General features: G+C 66.6%; 23 protein-coding genes, 1 tRNA gene and 1 pseudogene. 12 read left to right on the forward strand and 13 right to left on the reverse strand.

Going from position 1 to position 25,892, the window contains the following annotated elements:
• Nucleotides 1–184: hypothetical protein (locus AC6A67_RS14055; protein ID WP_498037182.1), on the reverse strand; the 184-nt coding region annotated here is incomplete at its 3' end.
• Between the two features lie 548 nt (nt 185–732).
• Between AC6A67_RS14055 and AC6A67_RS14060 the strand changes: the two genes are divergently transcribed.
• On the forward strand, nt 733–1,107 hold the full coding sequence (locus AC6A67_RS14060) for a DUF952 domain-containing protein (RefSeq protein ID WP_498037183.1): 375 nt from the start codon (nt 733–735) through the stop codon (nt 1,105–1,107).
• Complete coding sequence (locus tag AC6A67_RS14065; RefSeq protein ID WP_498037184.1) at nt 1,104–2,201, forward strand: quinone-dependent dihydroorotate dehydrogenase; 1,098 nt, start codon at nt 1,104–1,106, stop codon at nt 2,199–2,201. Before AC6A67_RS14060 ends, AC6A67_RS14065 begins: the two co-directional genes overlap by 4 nt.
• A gap of 233 nt (nt 2,202–2,434) precedes the next feature.
• Here AC6A67_RS14065 and AC6A67_RS14070 read toward each other — a convergent pair whose 3' ends face one another.
• Nucleotides 2,435–2,710, reverse strand: a complete 276-nt coding sequence (locus tag AC6A67_RS14070; protein WP_498037185.1) for a DUF6460 domain-containing protein — start codon at nt 2,708–2,710, stop codon at nt 2,435–2,437.
• Between the two features lie 208 nt (nt 2,711–2,918).
• A complete protein-coding gene (locus tag AC6A67_RS14075) occupies nt 2,919–3,590 on the reverse strand; it encodes a response regulator (RefSeq protein ID WP_498037186.1) in 672 nt (223 codons plus the stop codon).
• Between the two features lie 339 nt (nt 3,591–3,929).
• On the opposite strand from AC6A67_RS14075, the gene sugE reads away from it, so the two are divergent.
• From sugE to AC6A67_RS14100, 5 genes are all read left to right on the forward strand, one after another.
• Nucleotides 3,930–4,250 (forward strand): quaternary ammonium compound efflux SMR transporter SugE, encoded by a 321-nt coding sequence (gene sugE, locus AC6A67_RS14080; RefSeq protein WP_498037187.1) that lies wholly within the window; start codon nt 3,930–3,932, stop codon nt 4,248–4,250.
• A 215-nt stretch (nt 4,251–4,465) separates the two neighbouring features.
• Nucleotides 4,466–4,762, forward strand: coding sequence for a zinc ribbon domain-containing protein YjdM (locus AC6A67_RS14085; RefSeq protein WP_498037188.1), 297 nt, complete (start codon nt 4,466–4,468; stop codon nt 4,760–4,762).
• A 368-nt stretch (nt 4,763–5,130) separates the two neighbouring features.
• Nucleotides 5,131–6,132: a Bug family tripartite tricarboxylate transporter substrate binding protein gene (locus AC6A67_RS14090; protein ID WP_498037189.1), complete on the forward strand. Its 1,002-nt coding sequence runs from the start codon at nt 5,131–5,133 to the stop codon at nt 6,130–6,132.
• Nucleotides 6,133–6,136: 4 nt separating this feature from the next.
• Nucleotides 6,137–6,658: a tripartite tricarboxylate transporter TctB family protein gene (locus tag AC6A67_RS14095; RefSeq protein WP_498037190.1), complete on the forward strand. Its 522-nt coding sequence runs from the start codon at nt 6,137–6,139 to the stop codon at nt 6,656–6,658.
• Entirely contained in the window at nt 6,658–8,226 is a 1,569-nt protein-coding gene (locus AC6A67_RS14100) for a tripartite tricarboxylate transporter permease (protein ID WP_498037191.1), read from the forward strand. The genes AC6A67_RS14095 and AC6A67_RS14100 overlap by 1 nt, the downstream gene beginning before the upstream one ends.
• Nucleotides 8,227–8,316: 90 nt before the next feature.
• On the opposite strand, the gene AC6A67_RS14105 is transcribed toward AC6A67_RS14100, so the two are convergent.
• Entirely contained in the window at nt 8,317–8,679 is a 363-nt protein-coding gene (locus AC6A67_RS14105; RefSeq protein ID WP_498037192.1) for a GIY-YIG nuclease family protein, read from the reverse strand.
• A 103-nt stretch (nt 8,680–8,782) separates the two neighbouring features.
• On the opposite strand from AC6A67_RS14105, the gene AC6A67_RS14110 reads away from it, so the two are divergent.
• A complete protein-coding gene (locus AC6A67_RS14110) occupies nt 8,783–9,436 on the forward strand; it encodes a DUF2239 family protein (RefSeq protein WP_498037193.1) in 654 nt (217 codons plus the stop codon).
• A 54-nt stretch (nt 9,437–9,490) separates the two neighbouring features.
• Here AC6A67_RS14110 and AC6A67_RS14115 read toward each other — a convergent pair whose 3' ends face one another.
• The 6 genes from AC6A67_RS14115 to guaB all read right to left on the reverse strand — a co-directional run bounded on the left by AC6A67_RS14115 (nt 9,491) and on the right by guaB (nt 16,414).
• Entirely contained in the window at nt 9,491–10,576 is a 1,086-nt protein-coding gene (locus AC6A67_RS14115) for a PAS domain S-box protein (RefSeq protein ID WP_498037194.1), read from the reverse strand.
• A gap of 264 nt (nt 10,577–10,840) precedes the next feature.
• Nucleotides 10,841–11,314: a Cys-tRNA(Pro) deacylase gene (ybaK, locus tag AC6A67_RS14120; protein WP_498037195.1), complete on the reverse strand. Its 474-nt coding sequence runs from the start codon at nt 11,312–11,314 to the stop codon at nt 10,841–10,843.
• Nucleotides 11,315–11,477: 163 nt separating this feature from the next.
• Nucleotides 11,478–13,085: a glutamine-hydrolyzing GMP synthase gene (gene guaA, locus AC6A67_RS14125; protein ID WP_498037196.1), complete on the reverse strand. Its 1,608-nt coding sequence runs from the start codon at nt 13,083–13,085 to the stop codon at nt 11,478–11,480.
• A 34-nt stretch (nt 13,086–13,119) separates the two neighbouring features.
• Entirely contained in the window at nt 13,120–14,418 is a 1,299-nt protein-coding gene (locus tag AC6A67_RS14130; RefSeq protein ID WP_498037197.1) for an RsmB/NOP family class I SAM-dependent RNA methyltransferase, read from the reverse strand.
• Nucleotides 14,415–14,840: an MAPEG family protein gene (locus tag AC6A67_RS14135; RefSeq protein WP_498037198.1), complete on the reverse strand. Its 426-nt coding sequence runs from the start codon at nt 14,838–14,840 to the stop codon at nt 14,415–14,417. The genes AC6A67_RS14130 and AC6A67_RS14135 overlap by 4 nt, the downstream gene beginning before the upstream one ends.
• Before the next feature lie 77 nt (nt 14,841–14,917).
• Nucleotides 14,918–16,414 (reverse strand): IMP dehydrogenase, encoded by a 1,497-nt coding sequence (gene guaB / locus AC6A67_RS14140; RefSeq protein ID WP_498037199.1) that lies wholly within the window; start codon nt 16,412–16,414, stop codon nt 14,918–14,920.
• 509 nt (nt 16,415–16,923) lie between these two features.
• Here guaB and AC6A67_RS14145 point away from each other — a divergent pair.
• Both AC6A67_RS14145 and AC6A67_RS14150 read left to right on the forward strand, forming a co-directional pair.
• Nucleotides 16,924–18,318: an MFS transporter gene (locus tag AC6A67_RS14145; protein WP_498037200.1), complete on the forward strand. Its 1,395-nt coding sequence runs from the start codon at nt 16,924–16,926 to the stop codon at nt 18,316–18,318.
• A 168-nt stretch (nt 18,319–18,486) separates the two neighbouring features.
• Nucleotides 18,487–19,965 carry a DHA2 family efflux MFS transporter permease subunit gene (locus AC6A67_RS14150; protein WP_498037201.1) on the forward strand — a complete coding sequence of 493 codons (1,479 nt, stop codon included), beginning with the start codon at nt 18,487–18,489 and terminating at the stop codon, nt 19,963–19,965.
• Between the two features lie 51 nt (nt 19,966–20,016).
• On the opposite strand, the gene AC6A67_RS14155 is transcribed toward AC6A67_RS14150, so the two are convergent.
• Nucleotides 20,017–20,790, reverse strand: a complete 774-nt coding sequence (locus AC6A67_RS14155) for an RlmE family RNA methyltransferase (RefSeq protein WP_498037202.1) — start codon at nt 20,788–20,790, stop codon at nt 20,017–20,019.
• A gap of 149 nt (nt 20,791–20,939) precedes the next feature.
• Nucleotides 20,940–22,184 (reverse strand): Ppx/GppA phosphatase family protein, encoded by a 1,245-nt coding sequence (locus AC6A67_RS14160; protein WP_498037203.1) that lies wholly within the window; start codon nt 22,182–22,184, stop codon nt 20,940–20,942.
• 583 nt (nt 22,185–22,767) lie between these two features.
• Between AC6A67_RS14160 and AC6A67_RS14165 the strand changes: the two genes are divergently transcribed.
• Together AC6A67_RS14165 and AC6A67_RS14170 are read left to right on the forward strand one after the other, a co-directional pair.
• Nucleotides 22,768–23,535 (forward strand): alpha/beta fold hydrolase, encoded by a 768-nt coding sequence (locus AC6A67_RS14165; protein ID WP_498037204.1) that lies wholly within the window; start codon nt 22,768–22,770, stop codon nt 23,533–23,535.
• A 1,317-nt stretch (nt 23,536–24,852) separates the two neighbouring features.
• Nucleotides 24,853–24,926: transfer RNA gene (locus AC6A67_RS14170), tRNA-Gln, on the forward strand.
• A gap of 106 nt (nt 24,927–25,032) precedes the next feature.
• Here the strand turns inward: AC6A67_RS14170 and AC6A67_RS14175 are convergent.
• Nucleotides 25,033–25,892, reverse strand: a pseudogene (locus tag AC6A67_RS14175) (hypothetical protein); the annotation flags it as partial.

The raw sequence follows: 25,892 nt of genomic DNA on the forward strand, positions 1-25,892 counted from the left end.
GTACCTCCAACACTTGCGTCATCGAGGGGGGACGTGATGGCGTGGGCAGCGGCAGGGCGTTGGCAAAAGCGCCGCCACCGGGCTTTGGGCGTTTGCCGATCAGTAATCGTTGTGGGCAGAAAAAAAGGGGGAAGCACTTTCCGCTGCTGCGCGATCGGCACATGCTCCATGCTCCATGCTCCATGCTCCATGCTCCATGCCGCAGGCGGCGCAAGGCGCCCCTGCGGCCTTCAGCCCTGGCACAACCGGGAGACAGTCTGCCGCCGTCGCCAGGCGCAATCCTGTGGCGTTAGCGCCAGGGCCGCCAGGCCCCGCGCTGCTCGGCCAGCAACATGTTGTTCCTTGTACTAACGCAACTTCCGGGACCAACCGCCTGCACCCATGCCCCGTCGGTCACCTGCGCGCGTAACATCAGTCGCGGCTCGTCAGCCTCTCCTGCGCCCCGTCCTTGGCTCGCCGGGCGCATGCTGGGGCAAACGGCTCCAGAGGTCCGTGGCGGTTCATCTCTCACTGGCGCCTGATGCCGCCCGCGTTGCGCAGCCAGGCTGGCGCTGCGGGTCCCGCACGCGGGGGCGCTAACGCCAGGAGCGCGCCTTGATAACGACCCACGCCTTGTCCCGGCCATCTCGTCAGGCTGGTTTGTGTCGTGGGGCTGGGGCATTGAAGGAAAGAACAGTTGTCCGGCGCCTGGCGCCTCGCCATTGCTGCGACAGCCCGCAAGCAGGACCCGCCATGCCCTCCCCACTCCCTCACCGCCCGCATCCTTTTGTCTACAAGATCTGCACCGCCGCCGAATGGCGGCGCGCTTCAGGCGCAGGGGTGTTCGTGGGGGCGGCGATTGATGTGCGGGATGGTTACATTCACCTCTCCACGGCGGCGCAGGTGGCGGAGACGGCGCGGCTGCATTTTGCCGGACAGGGCGATCTGGTGTTGCTGGAGGTCGAAACTGCTGCACTTGGAGACGCTTTGCGCTATGAGGCGAGCCGTGGCGGCGCGTTGTTTCCGCATCTGTATGGCGTGCTGCCGGTCCTTGCGGTGCGGAGGACCTGGATGCTCGTCGCCGATGCGACAGGCGCGCCCTTGATACCGGAGCTGTCAGGCCAATGACCCTGCTTGAAGACCTCGCCCGCAAGGCGATGTTCGCCCTCGACCCCGAAACCGCGCATGGGCTGACCATTCGCGCCCTGGGCGTCGCCCCGCGCCGCATGCCGCCGGCGAGTGACCCCCGGCTGGCCGTGGACGCCTTTGGCCTGCGTTTCCCCAATCCTGTCGGCCTCGCCGCCGGTTTCGACAAGAACGCCGAGACGCCCGACGCCATGCTTGGTTATGGCTTCGGCTTCGTCGAGGTCGGCACCATCACCCCGCGGCCGCAGCCTGGCAATCCGAAGCCCCGCATCTTCCGCCTGAAAGATGATCGCGCCGTCATCAACCGCCTCGGCTTCAACAATGAGGGGCACGCCGCAGCCCGCGCCCGTCTGCTCGCCCGCCTGCGTGGCGCATCAGCGCCTTCCGGCATCGTCGGCGTCAATATCGGCGCCAACAAGGATGCGACCGATCGCGCCGCCGATTACGTCGCTGGCGTCCAGGCCTTTGTCGATGTCGCCAGCTATTTCACCGTCAATATCTCATCGCCGAACACCCCCGGCCTGCGTGACCTGCAGCATGAGGCGGCGCTGGATGATTTGCTTTCGCGTGTGCTGGAGGCGCGTGACGCCGCCGCCGCCAGCGGCAAGTCACGCCGGCCGGTGCTGCTGAAAATCGCCCCTGATCTGTCGCTGGCTGAGCTGGACGGCATTGTCAGCGTCTGCCGCAAACGTGGCGTCGACGGCATGATCGTCTCCAACACCACCGTCGCCCGCCCGGACAGCCTGAAGAACCGCGACGTCGGCAAGGAAACGGGCGGACTGTCCGGCGCGCCCCTGCTCGGCCCCTCCACCGCCATGCTGGCCCACGCCTTCCAGCGGGTGGAACGCGCCTTTCTGCTGATCGGCGTCGGCGGCGTCGACAGCCCGAAGAGCGCCCTGCGCAAGATCCGCGCCGGCGCAGCGCTGGTGCAGATCTATACCGGCATGATCTACCAGGGCCCGGACATCGCCGCCGTCATTAATCGCGGCCTGCTCGACCATCTGGCCAGGAGCGGCGAAACGCTCGCCGCGCAGGTCGGCGTTGACGCTGAGGCAGAGGCCAGGCAGCTGGGTTGAACTGGCCTGGAGGCTGCGAGCGCGGGGCGGCGCCCCTCACCCGTAGCGGCGCGGCGCTCGTGACCGGCGAGGCAGAGACTGGTGAGGCGGTGGCATGCGATCGCATGCCGCCAGAATGCTCTGGCGTGAAGACGTGGATGCCCGTGACGAGCACGGGCATGACGGCTTTTCGGGGGGGCCGGCGACGCTATTGTCTGAGGCGGCGGCCCTGGCTCTCGCCTTCGCCCTGCCTGTCAGCCTCGGCGATTGAGGACGCGTAGCACCAGCCAGATCGGCACCACGACCATGGCGCCATAGACCAGCCACATGCCGACATCGCCGATCACTGCAAAGCCATTGGCCACCACACGGCGCACGAAGCGGGCGATGCTGTCATAGAGCGCCACCGGCGTGATATCGAGAAAAGCCATGGCGGCGCCGACCAGCACCGACAAAAACACCAGGCGCACCAGCACCGATACGGGCGATCCGCCCAGAAAACCGTTCAGTCCGCCGCGGCTCTCAGCCATTTCAAACTCCATTGTGGCGCAGGATTCAGCGACCATCGCGCCAGCTGTCCGTCACATGGATCCCGGCGTGAGCATCCTGTGGCGCTGAATGATGCGTAAATTGCGACGGCGCCACTGGCCGGCACGCCCGCCCGGATTCGGCTGCGGCCCCGCAGGCAGGCGCCAAGCCAACCGACGGGCGGGGCGCCGCAAGGGCAAGCCGCAAGCGTCAGGCGGGCGCAGCCGCTGTCCACGGCGCCGCCGCCATCCGTGCGGCGACGATCACCGCCTGGGTGCGGCTCTCGACGCCTAGCTTTTGCAGGATCGCCGAGACATGCGCCTTGATGGTCGCCTCAGACACGTTGAGCTCGTAAGCGATCTGCTTGTTGAGCAGCCCCTCGGACAGCATCATCAGCACGCGCACCTGCTGCGGCGTCAGGCTGGTGAGGCGCCGGGTCAGATCGGCGGCCTCGCGATCGGCGGGGGCCGAAAGGTCGATGTCGGGCGGCGTCCAGGTGCCGCCCGCCAGCACCGCCGCCAGCGCCTCGCCCATCGCTTCAACCGACAGCGACTTGGGCACGAAGCCCGCAGCGCCGAACTCCATGCATTTGCGGATTACGCTCGCATCATCGGTGCCCGACACCACGACGACCGGCACGCCAGGGTGCTGGGCGCGCAAAAACAGCAGGCCGGAAAAGCCCTGGGCACCGGGCATCGACAGATCGAGCAGCACCACATCAGGCTCCTCGCCCGCCGCGATCACCGCCGTGGTGGCGTCGAAGTCGCCTGCCTCGTCGATCTCGGCGAGCGGCATGATACGCGCAATGGCCTGGCGCAGGGCGCCGCGAAACAGGGGGTGGTCATCTGCGATGACAATGCGTGACGTGGTCTGCTCGATCACCTGATGTCTCTTCCAAATGCCGCCGACGCCAACAACTGCAACAAGGGCGTGTGCCCAAACCGCAGGCGTTTGATGGCTGGTCTACCACAGGCTGGCGCAGTCACGCCAAGTGCTCAGGGAATTTTAAAGTTTCCGCGCCGCCATGCAAGAAAAGCCGTACGCTCGGCGCGGTGTTTCGCTCTTGACCCCCGGTAAGGGGGCGCCTAGATAGCGGGCACAGCAGTTCATCCGGGGCCACGCCCCCGGCTGCGCGCTCATGCGTTCATTGACATGGAGGTCAACGAACAGCGGCGCGCAGGTGAAATCCGGGACGGCCCGGGCCTTGGTATGGAGGGCCCGATGGCCTGGATTTATCTGCTCGTCGCCGGTTTGCTGGAAATTGTCTGGGCGTTTTCGATGAAGGCGTCGCATGGCTTCACCCGCCTCACCCCCAGCATCATCACCATTGTCGCCATGATCGCCAGCTTTGCGCTGCTGGCCTACGCCATGCGCTCGCTGCCGCTGGGCACCGCCTATATGGTGTGGACCGGCATCGGCGCCGCCGGCGCCTTTGTGGTCGGCGTCATCTTTCTCGGCGAAGCGGTCACGCCCATGCGCGTCACCGCCGCCTGCCTGGTGCTGGCCGGCATTGTGATGATGAAAATGTCGTCGTCGGCCTGAAGCAACCTGTAACGGCGGGGCTGCGACAGGTGCGCCGCCGTTCCCAAAGCCGCACCACCAACCCGTCCCGGGCCGCCGCCAATTTGCAGAAGCGGCCTGTTGACCGCCGCAATTCACACATTCTGATTGGACAATCTGCGTCGCCCGTGGTGTGTCTGGCGCAAAGTCGATCCGTTGCGCGGATCGCCCACAGACAGATCAGCAAAGGTTACGCCATGTCCGATGAATATGTTTACGACGAAGCCACCGGCGAATGGATCAGCCCCGAAGAAGCGGCGTCGCGCGCTCCTGCCGCCGGTCGCATTGTGCGCGACTCAGCCGGCAACCAGCTGGCAGACGGCGACAGCGTCATCCTGATCAAGGACCTCAAGGTGAAGGGCGCCAACCAGACCCTGCGTCGCGGCACGGTGATCAAAACCATCCGCCTGACCGACGATGACCAGGAAATCGATTGCCGCTTCGAAGGCATCAAGGGCCTGGTGCTGCGCGCCGAATTCGTCAAAAAGCGCTAAAACAGGCCACGCACATTGCCGGCAGGCGCAGCCCAAGGCGCGCGCCTGCCAGGGCCGTTTGGCCCCGCCTAAGCCCGACGTCGGCGCCGCCTCCAGTCGCGTTCCCGCCTGGCGCACAATCTCACGGCCAGGGCCTCCAGCCCAAGCTTTAGCCTGGCGTCGGCCTGCCCCAGTACTGCCGCTGGTCTCGGCGTCGGCGTCGAACACGATGCACCACAACCCGATACAACTAGTATCTGGATCAAGCGGGTTTTCCACCCGCAGCCCCACACCATCTGCCGAAAGTCGCCGCAGCGCATATTGACCAGCGCAAGCGCGATCCGTAGCTTCATCGAAATATTTTATAACAAATATCTCGGGAGGCCAGAATGCACAGGCGCGACGTCCTTAAACGCGTGACGGCTGCAGCCGTCTTCAGCATCACCAGCGTGCTGGGGGCCAGCGCCGCGCTGACCACCCTGGGCGCATCCAGCGCCCTTGCGGCCGATGACTGGCCGCGCAAGGAAATCACCCTCATCAATAATTTCCCGCCAGGCTCAGCCACCGAGCTGACGGCGCGGGCGCTGGCGCGCAGCATCGAGAAGACGCTCAACGCCACCATCATCATCAAGGCGGTGCCTGGCGGCGCCGGCCAGCTTGGCCCGGCCGAATTGGCGCGCAGCAAGCCCGACGGCTACACCATGGGCCTTGTCGGCTCGTCCACCTATCTCACCGCGCCGCACATGATGGATGTGCCGTTCAAGGCGTGGGAGGCCTTCGACCTGATCTCCCAGGCGGCGGAGCTGCGCTACGGCATCGGCGTGCGCAAGGATTCGCCGATCAAGGACGTCAAGGACATCATCGAGGAATCGAAGAAGAAACGCCTGACCTACAGCTCCACCAGCCCGAATAACGTGCTGCCGCTGTTCCAGATGGCCAAGCTCAATGGCGCCAATCTGCGCTGGATCGTCTTCGCCGGCGGCGCGGAATCGGTGCTGCAGGCGGTGGGCGGCCATGTCGACATGACCTTGCAGAGCGCCACCGAAATGAAGCCGCAGATCGAGGCGGGCAATCTGCGTCTGCTGGCCTCCGCCTCGGCCGAGCGCTGGCCGGACTATCCCAACGTGCCGACGCTGCGTGAGCTTGGCTACAACTACATCAGCATCGGCCCGATGGGCTACGCCTTCCCCAAGGGCGTCGACCCCAAGATCCGCACCCGCATGGAGGAAGCGTTCCGTGTGGCGCTGAAAGATCCGGAGGTGATCGACACCTTCCGCAAGCTCGGCGTGGCGCCTGAGTTCCGCACGGGGCCGGATTTCTACAAATATATGAAAGACATGGAGCCGCTGTTCATCCAGATTCTGACCGAATCCGGCATGAAGACCCGGTAATCTGATGTTCGCCATGACGGGCGCGCGCTGGACCGCGCTCGGTCTGTTCGGCGCGGCGGCGGCCGCGTTCTGGCAGGCGACCCAGCTCGCGCGTTGGGGCTTCGATGGCCCCGGCCCCGGGCTCTATCCGCAGGTCATCGCCGTCATCTGCATGGCCCTCTCCCTGCTGGTGCTGGCGCTGGAGAGGACCGACCCTGAGCCGCTGGCCAGCGATGATGATGAGGCGGTCGCCCGTTATGACCTCGCCGGGCCCGCAGAGCGACGCACCTTCCACGTCTATCTGCTGGCGCTTGCGCTGCTGGCGCTGGGCAGTTGGGTCGCTGGCTTTGTCGTCACCTCCATGGCGGTGATCGTGCTGACCATGCGCTTCGGCGAAGGGGTGAGCTGGCGCGCCACGCTCATCACCGCAATGATTGTCACGGCGATCGGCCTTATCGGCTTCGGCTGGATGTTGCAGGTCAGCCTGCCGGAAAGCGCGGTTGACCTTGGTCTGCGCGCGCTGGCGCGCCAGGGAGGGCTGCTCTGATGGAAGCGCTCATGGGCGGCTTCGCCACGGTGTTTCAGCCGGCGACGCTGATGTACTGCTTCATCGGCGTGTTTCTCGGCACGGTGGTCGGCATTCTGCCTGGCCTCGGACCGCTGACCACGATCGCCATCCTGTTACCGATCACCTACAAGATGGACGTCACCTCGGCGATCATCATGCTGTCTGGCATCTATTATGGCGTCGCCTATGGCGGCACCATCACCTCGGTGCTGATGCGCATTCCAGGCGAGGCCTCGTCGGTGGTCACCTGCCTCGATGGCTATGAGATGGCCCGCCGTGGCCGCGCCGGCGCGGCGCTGGGCATCGCCGCCATCGGCTCGTTTGTCGCGGGCACGGTCGGCGTCGTCGCCATCTCTTATCTGTCGCCGCCCCTGTCGCGCTGGGTGCTGGCCTTCGGCCCGGCGGAATACGCCATGGTGATGCTGGCCGGGCTGTCGCTGGTCACCTATTTCTCCAGCGGCTCGCGCATCAAGGCGCTCCTGATGGCGGGCTTCGGCCTGTTGCTGGGCACGGTTGGCTCAGACCCGCTGGCGGCGACGCCGCGCCTGACCTTCGGCGTGTTTCACCTCACTGGCGGCATCGATCTGGCGCCGTTGGCCATTGGCCTGTTCGGCATCTCCGAGGTGCTGTCCATGGTGCTGCGCCGCAAGGAAAACATCCAGGTGCTTGCGCCGCCCAATTCGCTGCTCGGCTTCATGCCGACCCGTGAAGAGGCGCGCCGCTCGGTAGGCCCGGTGGCGCGCGGCACGGTGATGGGCTTTATCGTCGGGCTGATTCCTGGCGGCGGCGCCGTGCTGGCCACCTTCATCTCTTACGCAACCGAGAAGAAACTCTCGCGCCATCCCGAGCAGTTCGGCAAGGGCGCGGTGGAAGGGCTGGCCGGGCCCGAGGCCGCCAATAACGCCGGCACCGCCGGGGCCTTCGTGCCGCTGCTGTGCATGGGCGTCCCCGCCAACGCCATCACGGCGCTGTTGCTCGGCGCCTTCATGATCCATGGCGTCGCCCCGGGTCCAACCATCATCGAGCGTCAGCCCGAGCTGTTCTGGGGCGTCATCGCCAGCATGTATATCGGCAATTTGATGTTGCTGGTGCTCAACCTGCCGCTGGTCGGGCTGTTCGTCAAAATCCTCGACGTGCCGCGGGCCTGGCTGGCGCCGATCATCCTCAGCGTCTGCCTGATCGGCGTTTACTCCACCAATAGCGCCGCCATGGACGTGCTGCTGGCGGTGATGTTCGGCGTCATTGGCTACATCCTGCGGCGGTATGGCTATGACCTCGGCATCGTCATTCTCGCCTATGTGCTCGGCGTCATTTTCGAGCGCTCGGTGCGTCAGGCGCTGGCGATTTCTGACGGCTACCTTGGCATCTTCGTCTCCAGCCCGCTGACCATCATCTTCGCCATCATCACCGTGGCGCTGGTGGCGATCGCCTTCATCCCGCGCCGGCGCCTGCCAGGCCCGGCGGATGCTGTCGCCGAACAGGCTGCGGCCGTCGAAGCGGCGGCCAGCCAGGGGGTGGCTGCTGACGGTCGCGGCGGCGGCCGCTGACCATGTCACGGTGTTGGCGAGGTTCTGCGCTGCGAGGGCACAGCCGGGGCACAGGCTGGATGTGGTCCTGGCGAAGGCTGGGCGTCGTGGTCAGATAGCCCCGGCGCCCAGTTGCTCGCGCCAGCAGGCGACGCGATCCCTCAGCGCGTGATCACGCGCCCAGTTTTGCGCGTCCGACAGCTCGTCGGCGCCGACAGCTTCAGCTTCCAGCCGCTCCAGCACCTCGAAGCTGAAGCTGTCGGCGCCGTGGTCGTTCCAGCATTGCTGCAGCGCACGCACCGGGTGGCCGCCCTGCCCCAGGGTGAACCAGATGCGGTTTTTCACCCGATCAACGTCCGGCCAGCCGCCGACCCACACCGCCCCGGCGGTCTGGCAGCGCACGGCGAACACCCCGGCGGTCACCTCACGCCGGTTGGCGGCGGCGATGGCCTGTTTTCTGCTCTCCCTGTTCATCTGCCTGTCCTGCGCCACGCGGCGCCGCACCATGTGACGCCTCTGTTGCAAGACGTTTATTATACGGGTAATAATCGCGCAAGTATTTTACCCGGATAAAATCATGAGCGACCAGCCTCCGCAAATTGCCCAATCGTCTGCCTGTATCGCGTTCACCGGCCATCGCCTGCTGGCACGCGGCCCGATGCTGACTGTGTCCAGGATCGTCGCACGCGCCCGCGCCAACGAGCCTGACGCGGCGATCCTCGCCTTTGACGTCGTCACCGGGCGGCAGATCGAACTGGATTTACGTCCCGAGGCCACAGCGCCATCTTCACCACATCAAGATGTGGAACTGGCGGCGGCAGACGCTTCCCCCGACGCCGAAGCCCATTATCCGGCGCCGCCGCGTGGACGCGGACGGCCGAAGCTTGGTGTCGAGGCGCGTGAGGTCACGTTATTGCCCCGCCATTGGGAGTGGCTGGCCAGCCAGCCCGGCGGCGCGTCTGCTGCGCTACGCCGGCTGGTGGAAGAGGCGCGCAAGGGCGCCGTTACGGCGGATCTGGCCCGCGCCCGCCGCGACGCAACCTATGGCTTCATCCACGCCATGGCTGGCGACTTTGCCGGCTTCGAGGCTGCGGCGCGGGCGCTCTTCGCCGACGACGCAGACAGTTTTGCGGCGATCTTGCGCCAATGGCCGCCCGATGTCGCGGCTTTTGCGCGGGAATTGTCAGGGCTCAAACAGACTGGCGAAGACGCCGTCGCATCGGCGCCGTGAAAACCACAGGCGCCGTCCGGGCTTGCCCAAAGCGCCATTTATCGCGCGTTGGCGTCAGGCCTCACAGGCGCTGCGCGGCGCCCGCAGATGCACGAAGAGCCCCTGTGGCCGCCAGGATCGCTCCAGCCGCGCGCCCAGCGCCGCGCTGAGGCCGCGTTCCAGCCGGCTGCCGAAGCCCTGGGTGCGTTCAGCTGCAGCTGGCGGGCCGCCGGTCTCTTCCCAAGCGATGAGGAAATCTTTGTCGGTGGCGCTGGTTTCGATGGTGAGGCGCCCTTCCATCACCGACAGCGCGCCATATTTGGCGGCGTTGGTGGCCAGTTCGTGCAGGATCAGCGCCAGATTGGTGACGCCGGCGCCGCCCACGGCGATGTCTGGACCGGTGATGGAAATCCGGCCGGCCGCCTCATAGGGCGCGACGATGGTCTGCAGCAGGGCGTGCAGGCTGGCGCGGCCGCCCGATGGCTCGGGGGTACGCCAGTTGGCCAGGGTCAAATCATGGGCGCGTGCCAGCGCGTCCATCCGCTGACGGATGAGCTCCGGCGCCTCATCAAGGCTGGGGGCCGAGCGGAAACTCAGCGACACCACCGCAGAGGCCAGCGCGAACAGGTTTTTCACCCGGTGATGCATCTCGCCGATCAGCAGGCGCTGCTGCTCCTCGTGGCGGAGCCGCTCGGTAATGTCGCGCGCGATCTTCGAGGCGCCGACGATGGCGCCTTGCCGGTTATAGATGGGTGAGATGGTCAGCGAGATGTCGACCAGCGTCCCGTCGCGGCGCAGGCGCTGGGTTTCGAAATGCTCGACGCGATTGCCCAGACTGATCTGGGCGATGATCTCCGGCTCTTCGGCGCGCCGGTCTTCCGGAATCAGCATCAGAATGGGCTGGCCGATGGCCTGCTCGGCGCTATAGCCAAACAGACGCTCAGCGCCGGCGTTCCAGCTGCGGATGACGCCGTTCAGATCCTTGCTGACGATGGCGTCGTCGGAACCCTCAACGATCGCCGCCAGCCAGGCGCGCAGGTCCGGGCCGTCAAGCTGGTCGCCGCTGACGCCTGGCGACGTGGACGGCGCCGCCACGGCGCGGATCAGGACTTTCGGCAGTTCAGTGGCATTGCGGAGTGGAAACCGGTCGAAATTGCTCACCCTTGCTCCTCCCGCTACACGTCGCGCCGGATCAGCTTGATCATCGCGACGCTCACGCGACGACGACGGATCGGAGCTGCGTGCGGCCAAGGGGCTGGCCGGTTCGCGCTCACTCTACGATGATTGCCGTCGACAACACCAGCATTACGTTGCGTAGCCTCGGGCGCCTGACGTGGTCCAGGCTGGCCAAGGCCCATCCACAACCCAGGCTCAAAAGGCATTTCCAGCTCTGGCGAACGTGTCCCTCGTCGCATCCGGCGCGTGTCAGGCCGTGACAGGAGCGACGATCGCCTGCAATGCCGCAGCAACTGCCGTTGGGGACGCCTCAATCTGCAGACCGCGCTGGCCGCCATTGATGAATACGGCGGGATAGGCCATGGCGGACAGATCGATCGCCACCGGCAGGCGACGCTTCTGGCCAAACGGACTGATGCCGCCGATGACATAGCCGCTGATCCGCTCGGCCTCAGCCGGCGGCGTCATCGTCGCCGCCTTGCCGCGAAACGCCGCCGCCAGCCGCTTCATCGACACCTCGCGATCCGATGGCGCAATCACCAGCGCTGGCTTGCCATCGACCATCACCATCAGGGTCTTCAGCACCCGCCCCGGTTCCGCGCCCAGCGCCTCGGCGGCCTGCAAGCCGATGCTGTCCGCATCTGGGTCATAGGCGTAGCTGTGCAGCGTGAACGCCACGCCCGCCGCTTCAAGCGCGCGCGTCGCCCGGGTTGCCTTCGACATCAGCCCTGCTCTCCCACGATTTGCATGCCCGCTGGCTCCGCCACTTTGTCCGGAGTTTTCACAGTTAGCCGCCCCCTGCAAGAGCCATGCGCCCGTCCCAAAAAGCAAAGGGCCCGCGCGTGGCGGGCCCTCGATCATCCACGCCGACCTTTCAGCAGGCGGCTTATTCCCACTCAATCGTGCCCGGCGGCTTGGCGGTGATGTCGTAGGTGACGCGGTTGATGCCCTTCACCTCATTGACGATGCGTGTCGACACCTGGCCGAGGAACTTCATGTCATAGGGGTAGAAGTCCGCCGTCATGCCGTCGACCGAGTTCACGGCGCGCAAGGCGCAGACATATTCATAGGTGCGGCCGTCGCCCATGACGCCGACCGAGCGCACCGGCAGCAGCACCACAAACGCCTGCCAGATGTCGTCATAGAGGCCGGCCTTGCGGATCTCGTCGATGTAGATGGCGTCCGCCTGGCGGAGAATGTCGCACTTTTCCTTGGTGACCTCGCCCGGGCAGCGGATCGCGAGACCTGGCCCCGGGAACGGATGCCGGCCGATGAAGGCGTCCGGCAGGCCGAGCTCGCGACCAAGGGCGCGCACCTCGTCCTTGAACAGCTCACGAAGCGGCTCGACCAGCTTGAGGTTCATGCGCGCCGGCAGGCCGCCGACATTGTGGTGGCTCTTGATGGTCACCGACGGGCCGCCGGTGAAGGAGACGCTCTCGATCACATCCGGATACAGCGTGCCCTGGGCAAGGAACTTCGGCGCTTCGCCCTGGGCGGCGGCGATCTTTTTGGCTTCGGCGTCGAACACGTCGATGAACAGGCCGCCGATGATCTTGCGCTTCTGCTCGGGATCCGAGACGCCGGCCAGCTTGCCGAGGAACAGCTCCTCAGCCTGCACATGCACCAGCGGGATATTGTAGTGCTCGCGGAACAGGTTGACGACCCAGTCGGCCTCGCCCATGCGCATCAGGCCGTGATCGACCAGCACACAGGTTAGCTGGTCGCCGATGGCCTGGTGGATCAGCACGGCGGCGACCGCCGAATCGACGCCGCCCGACAGGGCGCACAGCACCCGGCCAGTGCCCACCTGGGCGCGGATACGGGCGATGGCCTCGTCACGGAAGGCGCGCATGGTCCAGTCGCCGGTGCAGCCGGCGATACGGCGCACGAAATTGCGGATCAGCTGCGCGCCATCGGGAGTGTGCACCACCTCGAGGTGAAACTGCACGCCATAATAGTTGCGCGTCTCATCGGCGATGGCGGCGTGCGGCGCGTTCTCCGAGGCGGCGATGACCTTGAAGCCCTCAGGCAGGCGGGTGACGCGGTCGCCATGGCTCATCCACACCGGATAGCGCCCGCCCTTGTCCCAGACGCCGTCAAACAGCTGTGAACTCGACACCACATCGACTTCAGCGCGACCGAACTCGCGATGATGTCCGCCCTCAACCACGCCGCCCAGCTGTTTGGCCATGGTCTGCTCGCCATAGCAGATGCCGAGCACCGGCACGCCGGCGTCAAAAATCTCGCGCGGCGCTTCCGGCGCATTGTCGTCGAGCACCGAGCACGGCCCGCCGGAGAGGATCACCGCCTTCGGCTTCATGCGCTGGAATGCCTCGGCGGCGCTCTGGAACGGCACCACCTCAGAATAGACGCCCTCCTCGCGCACGCGGCGCGCGATCAGCTGCGTCACCTGGCTGCCGAAGTCCACGATCAGGATCTTTTCGTGGATGCCTTCGATGAGGACGTCGGGAGTGCTGGGTGCTTGTGCGGTCATGTCAGGTCCGATGGCGCGGAAAAAAGGCGTTGTATCAGCGACGCAGCAGGCTGGCGACATAAAAGCCGTCCGTGCCTGTCGTCGCTGGCGTGAGTTGCAGGGCGCCGTGCGGGCGCGCGTGGCCGGGGCGGCCAAACGGCGTCTCCGCCAGCGTGCCGGCGACAAAATCAGGATTGCCGTCGAGGAAGCGGGCCACAGCGTCGTCGTTCTCGTCGGGCAGCACCGAGCAGGTGATGTAAACGATGCGGCCGCCGGGGCGCACGAGGCCAGCGGCGCGCTGCAGCACCACCTGCTGGTCCCTGATCCGCTCAGCCAGCCCACCAGGCCGCAGCCGCCATTTGGCGTCAGGGTTGCGCCGCCAGGTGCCGGTGCCGGTGCAGGGCGCGTCGACCAGCACCAGATCGGCCTTGCCAGCCACATCCTCCAGCGGCTCGGGACCGCCAGGCTGCCAGCGGCCGCGCGGGGCGCGCACCTCGACATTGGTCGCGCCGGAGCGGTCGAGCCGGTCATAGATGGCGGCGAGGCGCCGCCCATCGACATCGGTGGCCAGCAGGCGGCCCTGGTTCTGCATCATCGCCGCCAACGCCAGCGTCTTGCCGCCAGCGCCCGCGCACAGATCAACCACGGTCTCGCCAGGGGCGGCGCCTGAATACAGCGCCACCATCTGCGAGCCTTCGTCCTGCACCTCGAACCAGCCGCGCACAAAGCCTTCCTCGCCCTGCAGCGACTGGCCGCGCCCGTCCTGGGGCGGCGGCAGGCGAATGGCGTCGGGGGCGTACTGGCCGGGGCGCGCGCCCATCCATTCCAGCGCCTCAAGCACCTGGGCCGGCGTCGCCTTCAGGGTGTTGACGCGGATATCGACCGGAGCGCGGCCAGCCAGCGCCTGCATCTCGACACGCGCCGTCGCCTCATCGCCAAAGCCGCGCAGCAGCGACGGTCCGATCCACTCGGGGAAATCGCCGCGCACATGCAGCGGCGCCGCGCCAAGCCGCTCCCAGCCATTGGCCAGCAGGTTAAGCTCTTCGGCATTGAGCGGCTGCGGCGCGTAGCCCACGCCATTAAACAGCGCCATGATCGCTTCGCTGGTCAGGCCGCGCTCCAGCGCCAGCATGCCGATGACCGTAGCGCGCGGCCCCTCGCCCATCACATGGCTGGCCGACAGCCGGCGGCGCAGGCAGTCATAAACCAGCGAGGCGATGGCGGCGCGATCCTTGGAGCCGGCGAAGCGGTGCGACAGGCCCCATTCCTTCAGGGCGTCGGGCGCGGGCCGTTTACGGGCGTCGAGTTCGGCCATCACCTCGATGGCGGCGCTGATACGGGCTGCTGGGGTCATCCGGCGGCAAACAGGATACGCACTGCGGTCATCCCCCACATGATCATCAGAACAATGACGCTGACGGCGAAGGCGCCGCCCCGGGCCATGATCGGGCCGCCGCGTACGTGAATGGCCGCCTGCACGATGCGGGCGCCGACATAAATCCACTCCAGCACGACGAACAGCAGGTCCGCCTTGCGGGTGATCAGCGCAATGATGACCACGGCGTAAAACAACGTCGGCATCGCCAGCGCGTTGCCATAAGCGTTGTTGATGCGGTCAGCCGCCCCGGGCCAGCTCAACTGGTCCGGCGCGCGCTCATTGGGGCGCACATCGCCCGCCTTGATCGCCTGGCCCCGCGCCATCATCAGCATGATGATGAGCGCAAAGGTCAGCAGCGCCATGACGAAAACCGGAGACAGAATAGCCTGTACGCTCATCAGAACCTCCCTGGCCGCCTGCCGCCATACCCCTCAGGCGCGCTCATTGTCGAACGCGCCGGGGGGACATGGCCCCGTCAGGTACGCGTCGGGTAGTTCGGGCTCTCCCGCGTGATGGTCACATCATGCACATGGCTCTCGCGCAGGCCAGCGCTGGTAATACGCACGAACTCCGACTTCTCGCGGAACTCCTGCAGATTGGCGGCGCCGACATAGCCCATGGCGGCGCGCAGGCCGCCGACCAGCTGGTGCAGCACAGCCGACACCGGGCCCTTGTAGGGCACCTGGCCTTCGATGCCTTCCGGCACCAGCTTCAGCGAATCCTTGATGTCCTGCTGGAAGTAGCGGTCAGCCGAGCCGCGCGCCATGGCGCCGACAGAGCCCATGCCGCGATAGGACTTGTAGGAGCGGCCCTGGAACAGGAACACCTCGCCGGGGCTCTCCTCGGTGCCAGCCAGCAGCGAGCCCATCATGGCGCATTCGGCGCCGGCGGCCAGCGCCTTGGCCAGATCGCCCGAGAACTTGATGCCGCCGTCAGCGATCACCGGAATGTCGGCCTTCGCCGCCACTTCCGCTGCGTCAAGAATGGCGGTGAGCTGCGGCACGCCGACGCCAGCGACGATGCGCGTGGTGCAGATCGAGCCAGGGCCGATGCCGATCTTGACGGCGTCGGCGCCTGCGTCGATCAGCGCCTGGCAACCGGCGGCGGTGGCGACATTGCCGGCGATGACCTGAACGCCGTTCGAGGCCTTCTTGATGCGGGCGACGCTGTCGAGCACGCCGCTGGAATGGCCGTGGGCAGTGTCAACGACGAGGATGTCGACGCCCGCGTCCATCAGCATCTGGGCGCGCAGGAAGCCCTGCTCGCCCGTGGTGGTGGCGGCGGCGACGATCAGGCGGCCACGGGCGTCCTTGACCGCCAGCGGATTGGCGACCTGCTTCTCCATGTCCTTGACGGTGATCAGGCCGATGCAGCGGTAGGCGTCGTCGACCACCAGCAGTTTCTCGATACGGAACTGGTGCAGCAGGCGCTTGGCTTCGGCCTGATCGACGCCCTCACGCACGGTGATCAGGCGTTCCTTGGTCATCAGCTCGGAGACCGGCTGGGCCGGATTGGTGGCGAAGCGCACGTCGCGGTTGGTGAGAATGCCGACCAGCTTGCCCTTGGCCCCGCCGGTGGCCCGCTCCACCACCGGAATACCGGAGATGCCGTGGCGCTTCATCAGCTCAAAGGCGTCGGCCAGCGTCTCGTCGGGGAAGATGGTGACCGGGTCGACCACCATGCCCGATTCGTACTTCTTGACGCGACGGACCTCATTGGCCTGCTCGTCCGGCTCATAATTGCGGTGAATCACGCCGACGCCGCCGAGCTGCGCCATGGCGATCGCCATGTTCGAGCCGGTCACCGTGTCCATGGCCGACGAAATGATCGGAATGTTGAGCGAGACGGTGCGGGTCAGGCGGGTGCCGACGGTGACGTCGCCGGGCAGAACGCTCGACGGGCCAGGCTGCAGCAGCACGTCGTCGAAGGTCAGACCCTCACGAAAACGGCCGCCGTTATCGATTTTCACCATGGTCAACTTCCGATCCGGTCTGGCGGAGCCCCGGCGAAATCTGTCGCGCCGCAGCCGGCCTGGCCTGTTGTGCCGGGATGATCCGCCCATCGCCTCGCCAAAGACGAAGCGGGAGCATGTCCCGGCGAAAGAATGATGCGCCCTGGCCTGTCGGGCTATCAGGGCTCCTTTCGGAACCCGTGCGGGCCGCGTCAGCGAAGTGGCGAAGTTGACGCCGGCCCTTAGCACAGCAAATGCGTTCGTGCAAAAAATCCTTGACGCTTTATTGACACACCGTCGGCAACTCCGGTTTTCCTGTGGGCATGGCGCAACCCGACGCCACCCATGTCGGCGCGGTCTTGTGATCAGCTGCAAGCGATAACTCACCCAGCGGCAGCATGGTTGCGCCACATTTCAGCGCCATCGGGGGCCAACGTCGCTTCCATGCGGCAGCCCCAGTGATGCCGGCAAAGCTATGCATCTTACGCATATCAGCTCGTCCGCACAGTGAGCAGGAGCCGTGGCGCGCGTTGAAGCCTGACGTCATCATACCGCTGATCATCGCCACCGCTTTGTTCATGGAGAAAGCGGACGCCACGATCATCGCCACCGCCTTGCCTGCCATCGCCGCCGATCTCGGCGTTGACGCCTTCGCGGTCAAGCTGGCGCTCACCTCTTATCTGATCGCCCTCGCCATCTTCATCCCCATCTCCGGCTGGCTGGCCGACCGCCATGGCGCGCGCCGGGTGTTTTGCCTCGCCATCGGCGTGTTCATGGCCGGGTCGCTAGGATGCGCCGCCGCGCAATCGCTGGGCGAGCTGGTGGCCGCCCGCTTCGTCCAGGGCGCTGGCGGCGCCATGATGTCGCCCGTGGGCCGCATCGTGCTGCTGCGCAACGTGCCGCGGCAGCAAGTGGTGGGCGCCCTCGCGCTGCTCGCCGCGCCCGCCCTGCTCGGCACGGTCTCGGGGCCGCTGCTGGGCGGCGTCATCACCACCTGGCTGCACTGGCGCTGGATTTTTCTGATCAACCTGCCAGTCGGCGTCATCGGCATCATCCTCGCCCGCAGGTTCATCACCGAGCACGGAGCGCCCGACCAGGACGCCCGGCTTGACCTTGCGGGAGCAGCCCTCGCTGGAGGCGGGCTCGCCCTCACCCTGTTCGCTTTGTCGGCCGTCGGCGCCGGCATGGCCCCGCCGGCCACCGTCGCCATTGCAGGCGCGAGCGGCCTCGCGCTGCTGGCGCTCTACCTTCGTCATGCGGCGCGCGCGCCAGCTCCCGTGCTGCGTCTGGCGCTGCTCGGCATCCCGACCTATCGCGCCGCGCTGTGCGGCGGCATGTTGTTCCGCATCGGCGCAGGCGCGGTTCCCAGCTTCCTGCTGCCGTTGATGTTGCAAACCGGCTTCGGCATGAGCGCCAGCGAGGCCGGCGCCGTCACCTTCATCTCCGGCGTCGGCGCCCTGTTCACCAAGACGCTGGCCAGCCGCATTCTGGGCCGCTTCGGCTTCCCGCTGGTGCTGGTGATCAACGGCGCGCTGGCCGCAGGCTTCATTGGCGCGTATGGTTTCTTCACGCCCGCCACGTCCATGGTTTTCATGCTGGCGGCGCTGTTTCTGGGGGGCTGTCTGCGCTCCCTGCAGTTCACGGCGCTGAACGCGCTCAGTTACGCCGACGTTCCGACGCGCCATATCGCCGCCGCCACCAGCCTTTACGCCGTGTCGCAACATGTGGCGCTGGCGCTTGGCGTCTGCATCGGCGCGCTGGCGCTACAGGGCGCGCAGGCGCTACGGGGTGGCGAAACGCTGTTGGCGGCGGACTTTCCGCCAGCCTTTGTGGCAGTGGCGCTGGCGTCGCTGGCCTCGCTGACGCTACTGCTGCGCCTGCCGCAGGACGCCGGCGCCAGCCTGCGCCGGCCTGCCTCACGATGACTACCTGGTGGCGAAGATGCTCATACCAGGATGCGATGATGCTGACGCATCCGCATCCTGACATGCTCAGGCTCCGCACGTGCATGACCAGTGGGTCAGGCTCATCGGGCGCCGGTTGAACAGGAGGCTTTCGGCGCTGCGCCGCCAGCCCCCAACGGGACAGATTGCATGAAACGCTCCGTTCTGGTGCCGCTGATCGTCGCCACGGCCCTGTTCATGGAGAACACCGATTCAACGGTGATCGCCACCTCGCTGCCAGCCATCGCCGCCGATATCGGCGTCGGGCCCGTGGCGCTCAAGCTGGCGCTGACCTCCTACATGGTGTCGCTGGCGGTGTTCATCCCCATCAGCGGCTGGATGGCCGACCGCTTCGGCGCCCGCACGGTGTTCCGCCTCGCCATGGTGGTGTTCATGGCCGGATCACTGGCTTGCGCCATGGCCAGTTCGCTGGAAGGCTTCGTGCTCGCCCGGTTTTTCCAGGGCATGGGCGGAGCGATGATGGTGCCAGTGGGGCGGCTGGTGTTGCTGCGCACCGTGCCCAAGTCCGAGCTGGTCAGCGCCCTCGCCTATCTCACCGTGCCGGCCCTGGTCGGCCCGGTGATGGGTCCACCGCTCGGCGGCTTCATCACCACCTATTTCGACTGGCGCTGGATCTTCCTGATCAACATCCCCATCGGCGTGCTCGGCATCATCCTGGCCACCGTGTTCATCGACAATGTCCGCGAGGATGACGTCGCGCGCCTCGACATCACCGGCGCGGTGCTGGCCGGCGCCGGCCTCGCCACATTGATGCTGGCCTTCTCCAGCGGCGGCGGCCATCTGATCTCGCCACCCATGGCGGTCGCGCTCGGCGGTTTCGGCGTGGCGCTGCTCGGGCTCTATCTGGCCCATTCGCGCAAGGTTGAAGCGCCGGTGCTGAAGCTGTCGCTGCTGGCGATCAACACCTTCCGGGTCAGCGTGCTGTCGGGCTCGCTGTTTCGCATCGGCGCCGGCGCCATCCCCTTCCTGCTGCCGCTGATGCTGCAGGCGGGCTTCGGCATGACGCCGGTGCATTCGGGCCTGATCACATTTGTCTCCGCCGTCGGCGCCTTGTTCACCAAGACGCTGGCGACGCGCATCCTGCGCCGCTTCGGCTTCCGCAAGGTTCTGGGGATCAATCTGTTGCTCGCCTCGGCCTTTGTCGCCAGCTACGGCCTGTTCAACGAAGCGACGCCGCTGGCGGTGATGCTGGGCACGCTGTTTCTTGGGGGCTGCCTGCGCTCGATGCAGTTCACGGCGTTCAACGCCATCGCTTACGCCGACATCGAGCCGCGCGACATGAGCTACGCCACCAGCCTCTACGCCGTGGCCCAGCAATTGTCGCTGGCCATGGGCGTGGCGCTGGGGGCCAGCGTGTTGCAGGCCTCGGCCTGGCTGCGCAGCGGCAATCCTGACGTGATCGCCGCCCAGGACTTCCTGCCCGCCTTTCTCGCGGTAGGCGTGGTGTCAGCGCTCGGCGTGCTGCTGATTCCATCGCTGGCGCCTGACGCCGGCGCGGAGCTCTCCGGCCATGTCAGCCGCAAGCCCCCTGACGCCACAGGCGACGGCAGCGCCCGCAAGGCCACTGCCGAAGCGGTGCAGCAGCACCCGCGCGCTGGCGAGGGCTGAACGCCCGCGCCCACATGTCGCGGCGTGGCCTTACCGGCGCGCGGCGCAGGTTTACTCGGCGTCCCAATGGCCGCGCTGGCGCATGTCATCCTCGCCATCGCGACCGGCGGCCCCCAGCGCGCCGCGCCCGCGATAGCCGGTGGCCAGCACGTAAAGCTCCGACGAATCCGGGCGGCTGGCCGCCGGCTTGACGTGGCGCACCACCGCAAAGTCACGCTTGAGATTGGCGAGCAGCGTATTCTCTGTCCCGCCCTGGAACACCTTGGCGAGGAACACGCCGCCAGGCGACAGCACCTCACGGGCGAAATCAATCGCCACCTCTGCGAGGCCAACGATGCGCAGATGGTCCGTCTTCTTGTGGCCGGTGGTGTTGGCCGCCATGTCGGACATGACGATATCGGCGGGACCGCCGAGCATCTCCATCAGCAGATCAGGGGCCTCGGGCGCGAGAAAGTCCATCTCTATGGTCTCGACGCCAGGCAGACCGTCGATCGGCAACAGATCAATGCCCACCACTTTGCCGACGGGCGCGCCGGGACGCGGCTCGGCGGAGCCGACCCGCTGGGCGGCGATCTGACTCCAGCCGCCCGGGGCTGCGCCGAGATCGAGCACACGCTGACCTGGCTTGAGCAATTTGTAGCGGTCGTCGATCTCCAGCAGCTTGAAGGCGGCGCGCGAGCGATAGCCCTCGCGCTTGGCGCGCTCGACATAAGGGTCGTTGAGCTGGCGCTCGAGCCACTTCTGCGATGCAGTCGTGCGCTTCTTGGCGGTCTTCAGGCGCACCTTCAGGTTACGCTGTCCGCCCTTGTCCGATGCACCGCTCATAAAACCATCACCTGTCTGCCAGAGGTCGCGCCATTACGCCGCGCGCCAAAATTCGCGCCAAGAGACGCGCCAAGATACCCGCCAAGAGGCTCATGTGCCGTCTTCCGCAGCGCGATGCAACGGCTGGCGCCGCTTGCGTTCCGTCCGCCTTACGTAGCAGCACGCGCGCCGGGCGCGCCCATCAGCCCGTCCTCGCGCATCATCGACATCAAAATGCCCTCTCGCAGGCCGCGATCGGCGATCCGCAGCCGTGGCGCCGGGAAGCCCTTGCGCAGCGCGTCGAGAATGGCGCAGCCCGCCAGCACCAGATCGGCCCGCTCATTGCCGATGCAGCCATTGGCGGCGCGCTCGCGAAAACTGCTGCGCCGCAGGTGCTGCACCACGCGGTTGACGTTGCGGTCGCTCATCCACAGCCCGTCGACCCGTCGCCGGTCATAGCGCGGCAGGCGCAGATGCACCCCGGCCACCGTGGTCACGGTGCCGGACGTGCCGAGCAGGTGGAAGCCCTCGCGCGCCGCCGCCCAGCCCACCCGGGCGCGGAACGGCTCGAGCAGCGCCAGCACCTCATCGACCATCGCCGCATAAATCGCCGGGGTCACCGTGCGACCGCCATAGCGTTCGGCCAGCGTGACGACGCCGACGGGCAAGGACACCCAATCGGCGATGCTGTCGCAGGGGTCGCTCATGGCGGCGACGCCACGGCCAACCAGACAGGCCACCTCGGTCGAGCCGCCGCCGATGTCGAACACCAAAAGCGCCTCGGAGGACGGGTCGGCGAGGCTGGCGCAGCCAGACACCGCCAGAAACGCTTCGGTGCGGCGGTCAACCACTTCCAGCTTGAGGCCGGTCTCTTCCAGCACGCGGCGGACGAAGTCATCGCCATTGACGGCGGCGCGGCAGGCCTCGGTGGCCACCAGCCGCGCCCGCGTCACATTGCGCGAGGCCATTTTTGAGCTGCAGATTCGCAAGGCGTCGATCGAGCGCTGGATGGCGCCTTCGCCCAGCGCGCCAGTGGCGCCCAGCCCCTCACCGAGCCGTACAATGCGCGAAAAGGCGTCGACCACGCGGAAGCTGGCGTCGCCGGGCTCGGCGATCAGCAGCCGGCAATTATTGGTGCCGAGATCAAGCGCGGCATAAGAGGCCTCGCGGCCCTGGCCATAGGGCGCGCCATGCGCACCATGGCCGCCGCCAGGGCCAGGCTGGCCACGGGGCCGGCGCGGCCGGCGATTCTCAGCCCAGCCGCCATCGCGGGCGACAGCAGGCCCCGGCCGCTCGGGGGGGGCCGGGCTGCGCCTGAGCACGTCGTCGCCGGAGGGGGCGATGCGCCGCCCCTGACGCGAGCGCCGCTTGCGCCGACGCTCGCCCTGCGGCTCCTCGCCTGGCGATTCGGTCACGCGGGACTGCGGACGCACTGGCGCGGCCTGCGCCGCGGGCGTTGCGAGAGCGGGGATGAAAGGGGTTGCGCGACCGGACGGCGGGGCGACGTCGCGACGCCCGGCGGCCTCCGGCCGGCCAGAGCCGCTCTCGTGTGCGCGTTCAGCCGCAAAAGATGCGGGCGCGGCGCACGCGCCAACGGCGCCTGCATCGTCCATAGCCGACACTGATCGATCCTTCACAGATCAAGGCGCGCACCTGGCGCGCAAGTTACGCACAGGGTAAACCCATGCAAGGCTGGCGCCAAGTCATTCCAGGCGACCATCCCACCCCGCGGTGGAGCGCCCTCACCGCGCCTGTCGCCTGCGCGGCGGCCAAGCCAGCGCCTCTTTGTTCGGCATAAGGCCTGCTTCTGGCGCCTGCCTGACCTTGCGACGCCTGAACACGGCGCGCTGCGGCTGAGCCCGCGTGCTGGCATCCTGGCGCCAGGCCACAATTTGGGCCCGCGACAGGTCCAAAACCCGTAACACAGCTTGCGGTTGGCGGCCCGGCGTCGTTCACTGGCGCGTCGCCTACTGGCGCCATTCAAATACTCAGGGGACCATGCAGCATTTCTCGTCCGACGGCGTCGACATCGCCTTTATTGATCAACCGCCGCCAGATGGCGGCCATGGCGAACCGGTGCTGCTGGTGCATGGCTTCGCCTCCAATCATTCCGTTAACTGGATCTATCCTGGCTGGACCACCACCCTGAACCGGGCCGGCTACCGGGTCATCGCGCTCGACAACCGTGGCCATGGCCAAAGCCAGAAATTCTACGACCCTGGCTGCTACAATTCGGCGGTGATGGCCGGCGACTGCCTCAACCTGCTCGATCACCTCGGCCTGCCGCGCGCTGATGTCATGGGTTATTCCATGGGCGCCCGCATCACCGCGCATCTGGCGCTGGCCCATCCCGAGCGGGTGCGCTCAGCCATTCTTGGCGGCCTCGGCATTCGCCTCGTCGATGGCGTCGGCCTGCCCATGGGCATCGCCGACGCGCTCGAGGCGCCGACGGGCGACGGGCTGACCGACAAGCAGCAAAAGATGTTTCGCAATTTCGCCGAGCAGACGCGCAGCGACCTCAAGGCGCTCGCCGCCTGCATTCGCGGCACCCGGCAAACCCTCACCCGCGACGAGGCCTATCAGATCGGCGTGCCGACCCTGATCGCCGTGGGCACACGCGACGATATCGCCGGCTCGCCGCATGATCTCGCCGCCATGCTGCCCAACGCCGTGGCGGTGGATATTCCTGGTCGCGATCACAATCTGGCGGTGGGCGACCGGGTGTTCAAGGAGGCCGTGCTGGGCTTCCTCGCCGATCGCCCCTGACCGACCATGCCCTCGGCGCCGGGCGGCGACCGCCGCCACGCGCCGCAATTGGCGTGGGAGAAGCAGCTTGCGTAAGCCTTCTTGCTCGGCCTCCAGCAGCCCAACCGACGGACCTCATCAATCATTGCCATGGAACCAAAGCGGTCGCCATCTGGTTGACGCCAGGCGGAGGCCGCTTCAGACGACGCCTGGCGTAGCCACAGATACGCCACCGCAGACGAGCACAATGATTGTCGGGCCCCATCGCCCGCAGCGCGTCTCCGCCACGGCGCAGGCGCATGTTGAGGCGGCCCGCGCTGGCGCAACCCATCGCAAGGCGCGATGGCGCGCCGCCATGGAGGGTGCGTCATGTCGATGAAGTCACGCCTGCTGCTGGGAGCAATCGCCCTTGGCGCAGGCTTCGCCTTGTCCGGCTGCGTCACAGCAGATCAAGGCCCCTATTACGCCAGCGGCGTCTATGCGCCCGTCGTCACCGACTCCTATTACGTTGGCGCCCCGGTGGTTTATGGCGGCTATCGCTACGGATATCCCTACCGCTACGGTCGCCCCTGGGCAGGACCACGCCGCTGGGCCGCCCCCCCGCCGCGGCCCCGCTTCGGCCCCGGCCCGTTCCCCCGCCCCGGCTACCACACCCCGCCTGGCTTCGGACCAAGACCTGGCTTTGGCCCAAGACCAGGATTTGGACCAAGACCTGGGTTTGGACCAAGACCTGGTTTAGGACCCAGACCAGGATATGGACCTCGCCCCGGTATTGGCCCGAGGCCTGGCTTCGGTCCGCGCCCAGGCTACGGTATGCGACCCGGCTTTGGCCCGCCCCGCTGAGCGCATGATTGAGGCCGCAACAGCTCGGCCAACCCAGCGCGCTGCGGCGGCAGCGCCCTTGCATCACATCGCATGGCGTCCTGCGTCACAGTCGTCCGCCCGTCACCAGGCTGGCTGCTATGGGTCAGTGCATGTTGGACAATGCCTTTTGGTCATGGCGCAGCACATCAGGCGCTGACGCCCTGCCGTTCGACACATGACGCGTCGCAACTCCGGCGCCTCGCAACGCGGGCCGGTCGAAAGGTTAGCCCGCGAAGCACTGGCTATTCGGCGTGGCTCATGGACGTCCGCGCGCCCACGCGCACGGCGATCGGCATGCCTGTAGGTCGGCTGTGCATAGCTGCCCGGATATCCACATCTCCACGCGCCAGCCGGCGAATGCAGGCAGTGAGGTCTTGACGCCCCCGAATTCTGGCCTTATCTCCAGCCCCACATCACGGGGCGGCGGCGACGCAGCCAGTGAGCGCCGGCCCAAGCGCCAGCGCCTTACGGTGATGGGGAATAGTTTAATGGTAGAACAGCGGACTCTGACTCCGCTAGTCTTGGTTCGAATCCAGGTTCCCCAGCCAACCGCTTTTAGTTCCTGAAAATTCAATAAATTCAGATGGTTAAGCCATAGGCAAATTGCCTTTGGTAGCCCATCGGTAGCCCAAAGCGGTAGCCCACGCGCTCCCCTTATCCGATCTGGCACAGCGTCTTGGCGACCATGCCAAGGGCCTTGCCCAGCGCCCCGCTGGTGACGGTGGTCGAGGTGTCGTGGAAGGCCTCCCAGTTGGCGACCTTGGGTGCATCTTCAGCGACCTTGCCTTCAAGCTCACGCCTCGCCTTGGCCTGCTCCAGCCACGCGGTTGCAGCGGCGATTGGGTCGGTGAAGTCCGGCATGACTGGCTTCAGCTTCCCCTTCCGCCACGCCTGATAGACCATGACGATCTGCCTGCGGATTTCCTTGGCCTTCTCTGCGCCGGAGAACATGCACAGAAGCAGGGCCTGCTCTTCGTTCAGGTAGTACGGACGCGAAGGACGCCCGAAGCCGACTTTACGGTCAACTTGACGGAGAAGTCCGTACTCGTTCAGTTCGTCGGCGTGTCGCTTAATGAGGCGTCGGAAGGCGTCCGGCTCTCCATAGCCAAGCTCGTGCGCAAGGTTCTCGTCCAGCACCAGCGGCTGACCGTCGATTTCGTGGAGGGTGATAAGTGCGGTGGCGCGGAGTTGCGCCCCACGACGGACGCGGTAGCAATTGACAGAGGGGCTGCGGTAATAGCCGAGGTCCACCAAGGTCCGCGCAACCATGCCGAGGTTGATGCGGTGGTCCAGCATCCGCACGTAGTCACGGACGGTGTGGAGGTAGGTGCCGACGCTTTCCTTGAGGGCGTCCTTGGTTTCGATGGCTTCGTCACGCTCCATCAGGGCCTGCTCACGCTCAGCCTTCAGTCGTTCGACCTTGCGCTGCAGGATGGCGACGGCCTTCAGGACGAACTCGTCCTCCTCCATCTCGCCAGTGGCGACCTTCTCTTCGTCCTTGATGTATGCCCCGT

The sequence above is a fragment of the Camelimonas sp. FR25 genome (assembly GCF_059740505.1).

Coding starts and splice junctions, on each gene's coding strand:
- AC6A67_RS14110 (WP_498037193.1), top strand. CDS start 8,783: ATGAGCGACCAGCCTCCGCAAATTGCCCAATCGTCTGCCTGTATCGCG.
- AC6A67_RS14065 (WP_498037184.1), top strand. CDS start 1,104: ATGACCCTGCTTGAAGACCTCGCCCGCAAGGCGATGTTCGCCCTCGAC.
- AC6A67_RS14095 (WP_498037190.1), top strand. CDS start 6,137: ATGTTCGCCATGACGGGCGCGCGCTGGACCGCGCTCGGTCTGTTCGGC.
- AC6A67_RS14165 (WP_498037204.1), top strand. CDS start 22,768: ATGCAGCATTTCTCGTCCGACGGCGTCGACATCGCCTTTATTGATCAA.
- AC6A67_RS14100 (WP_498037191.1), top strand. CDS start 6,658: ATGGAAGCGCTCATGGGCGGCTTCGCCACGGTGTTTCAGCCGGCGACG.
- AC6A67_RS14105 (WP_498037192.1), bottom strand. CDS start 8,679: ATGAACAGGGAGAGCAGAAAACAGGCCATCGCCGCCGCCAACCGGCGT.
- sugE (WP_498037187.1), top strand. CDS start 3,930: ATGGCCTGGATTTATCTGCTCGTCGCCGGTTTGCTGGAAATTGTCTGG.
- AC6A67_RS14060 (WP_498037183.1), top strand. CDS start 733: ATGCCCTCCCCACTCCCTCACCGCCCGCATCCTTTTGTCTACAAGATC.
- AC6A67_RS14070 (WP_498037185.1), bottom strand. CDS start 2,710: ATGGCTGAGAGCCGCGGCGGACTGAACGGTTTTCTGGGCGGATCGCCC.
- AC6A67_RS14090 (WP_498037189.1), top strand. CDS start 5,131: ATGCACAGGCGCGACGTCCTTAAACGCGTGACGGCTGCAGCCGTCTTC.
- ybaK (WP_498037195.1), bottom strand. CDS start 11,314: ATGTCGAAGGCAACCCGGGCGACGCGCGCGCTTGAAGCGGCGGGCGTG.
- AC6A67_RS14130 (WP_498037197.1), bottom strand. CDS start 14,418: ATGACCCCAGCAGCCCGTATCAGCGCCGCCATCGAGGTGATGGCCGAA.
- guaA (WP_498037196.1), bottom strand. CDS start 13,085: ATGACCGCACAAGCACCCAGCACTCCCGACGTCCTCATCGAAGGCATC.
- guaB (WP_498037199.1), bottom strand. CDS start 16,414: ATGGTGAAAATCGATAACGGCGGCCGTTTTCGTGAGGGTCTGACCTTC.
- AC6A67_RS14135 (WP_498037198.1), bottom strand. CDS start 14,840: ATGAGCGTACAGGCTATTCTGTCTCCGGTTTTCGTCATGGCGCTGCTG.
- AC6A67_RS14155 (WP_498037202.1), bottom strand. CDS start 20,790: ATGAGCGGTGCATCGGACAAGGGCGGACAGCGTAACCTGAAGGTGCGC.
- AC6A67_RS14150 (WP_498037201.1), top strand. CDS start 18,487: ATGAAACGCTCCGTTCTGGTGCCGCTGATCGTCGCCACGGCCCTGTTC.
- AC6A67_RS14085 (WP_498037188.1), top strand. CDS start 4,466: ATGTCCGATGAATATGTTTACGACGAAGCCACCGGCGAATGGATCAGC.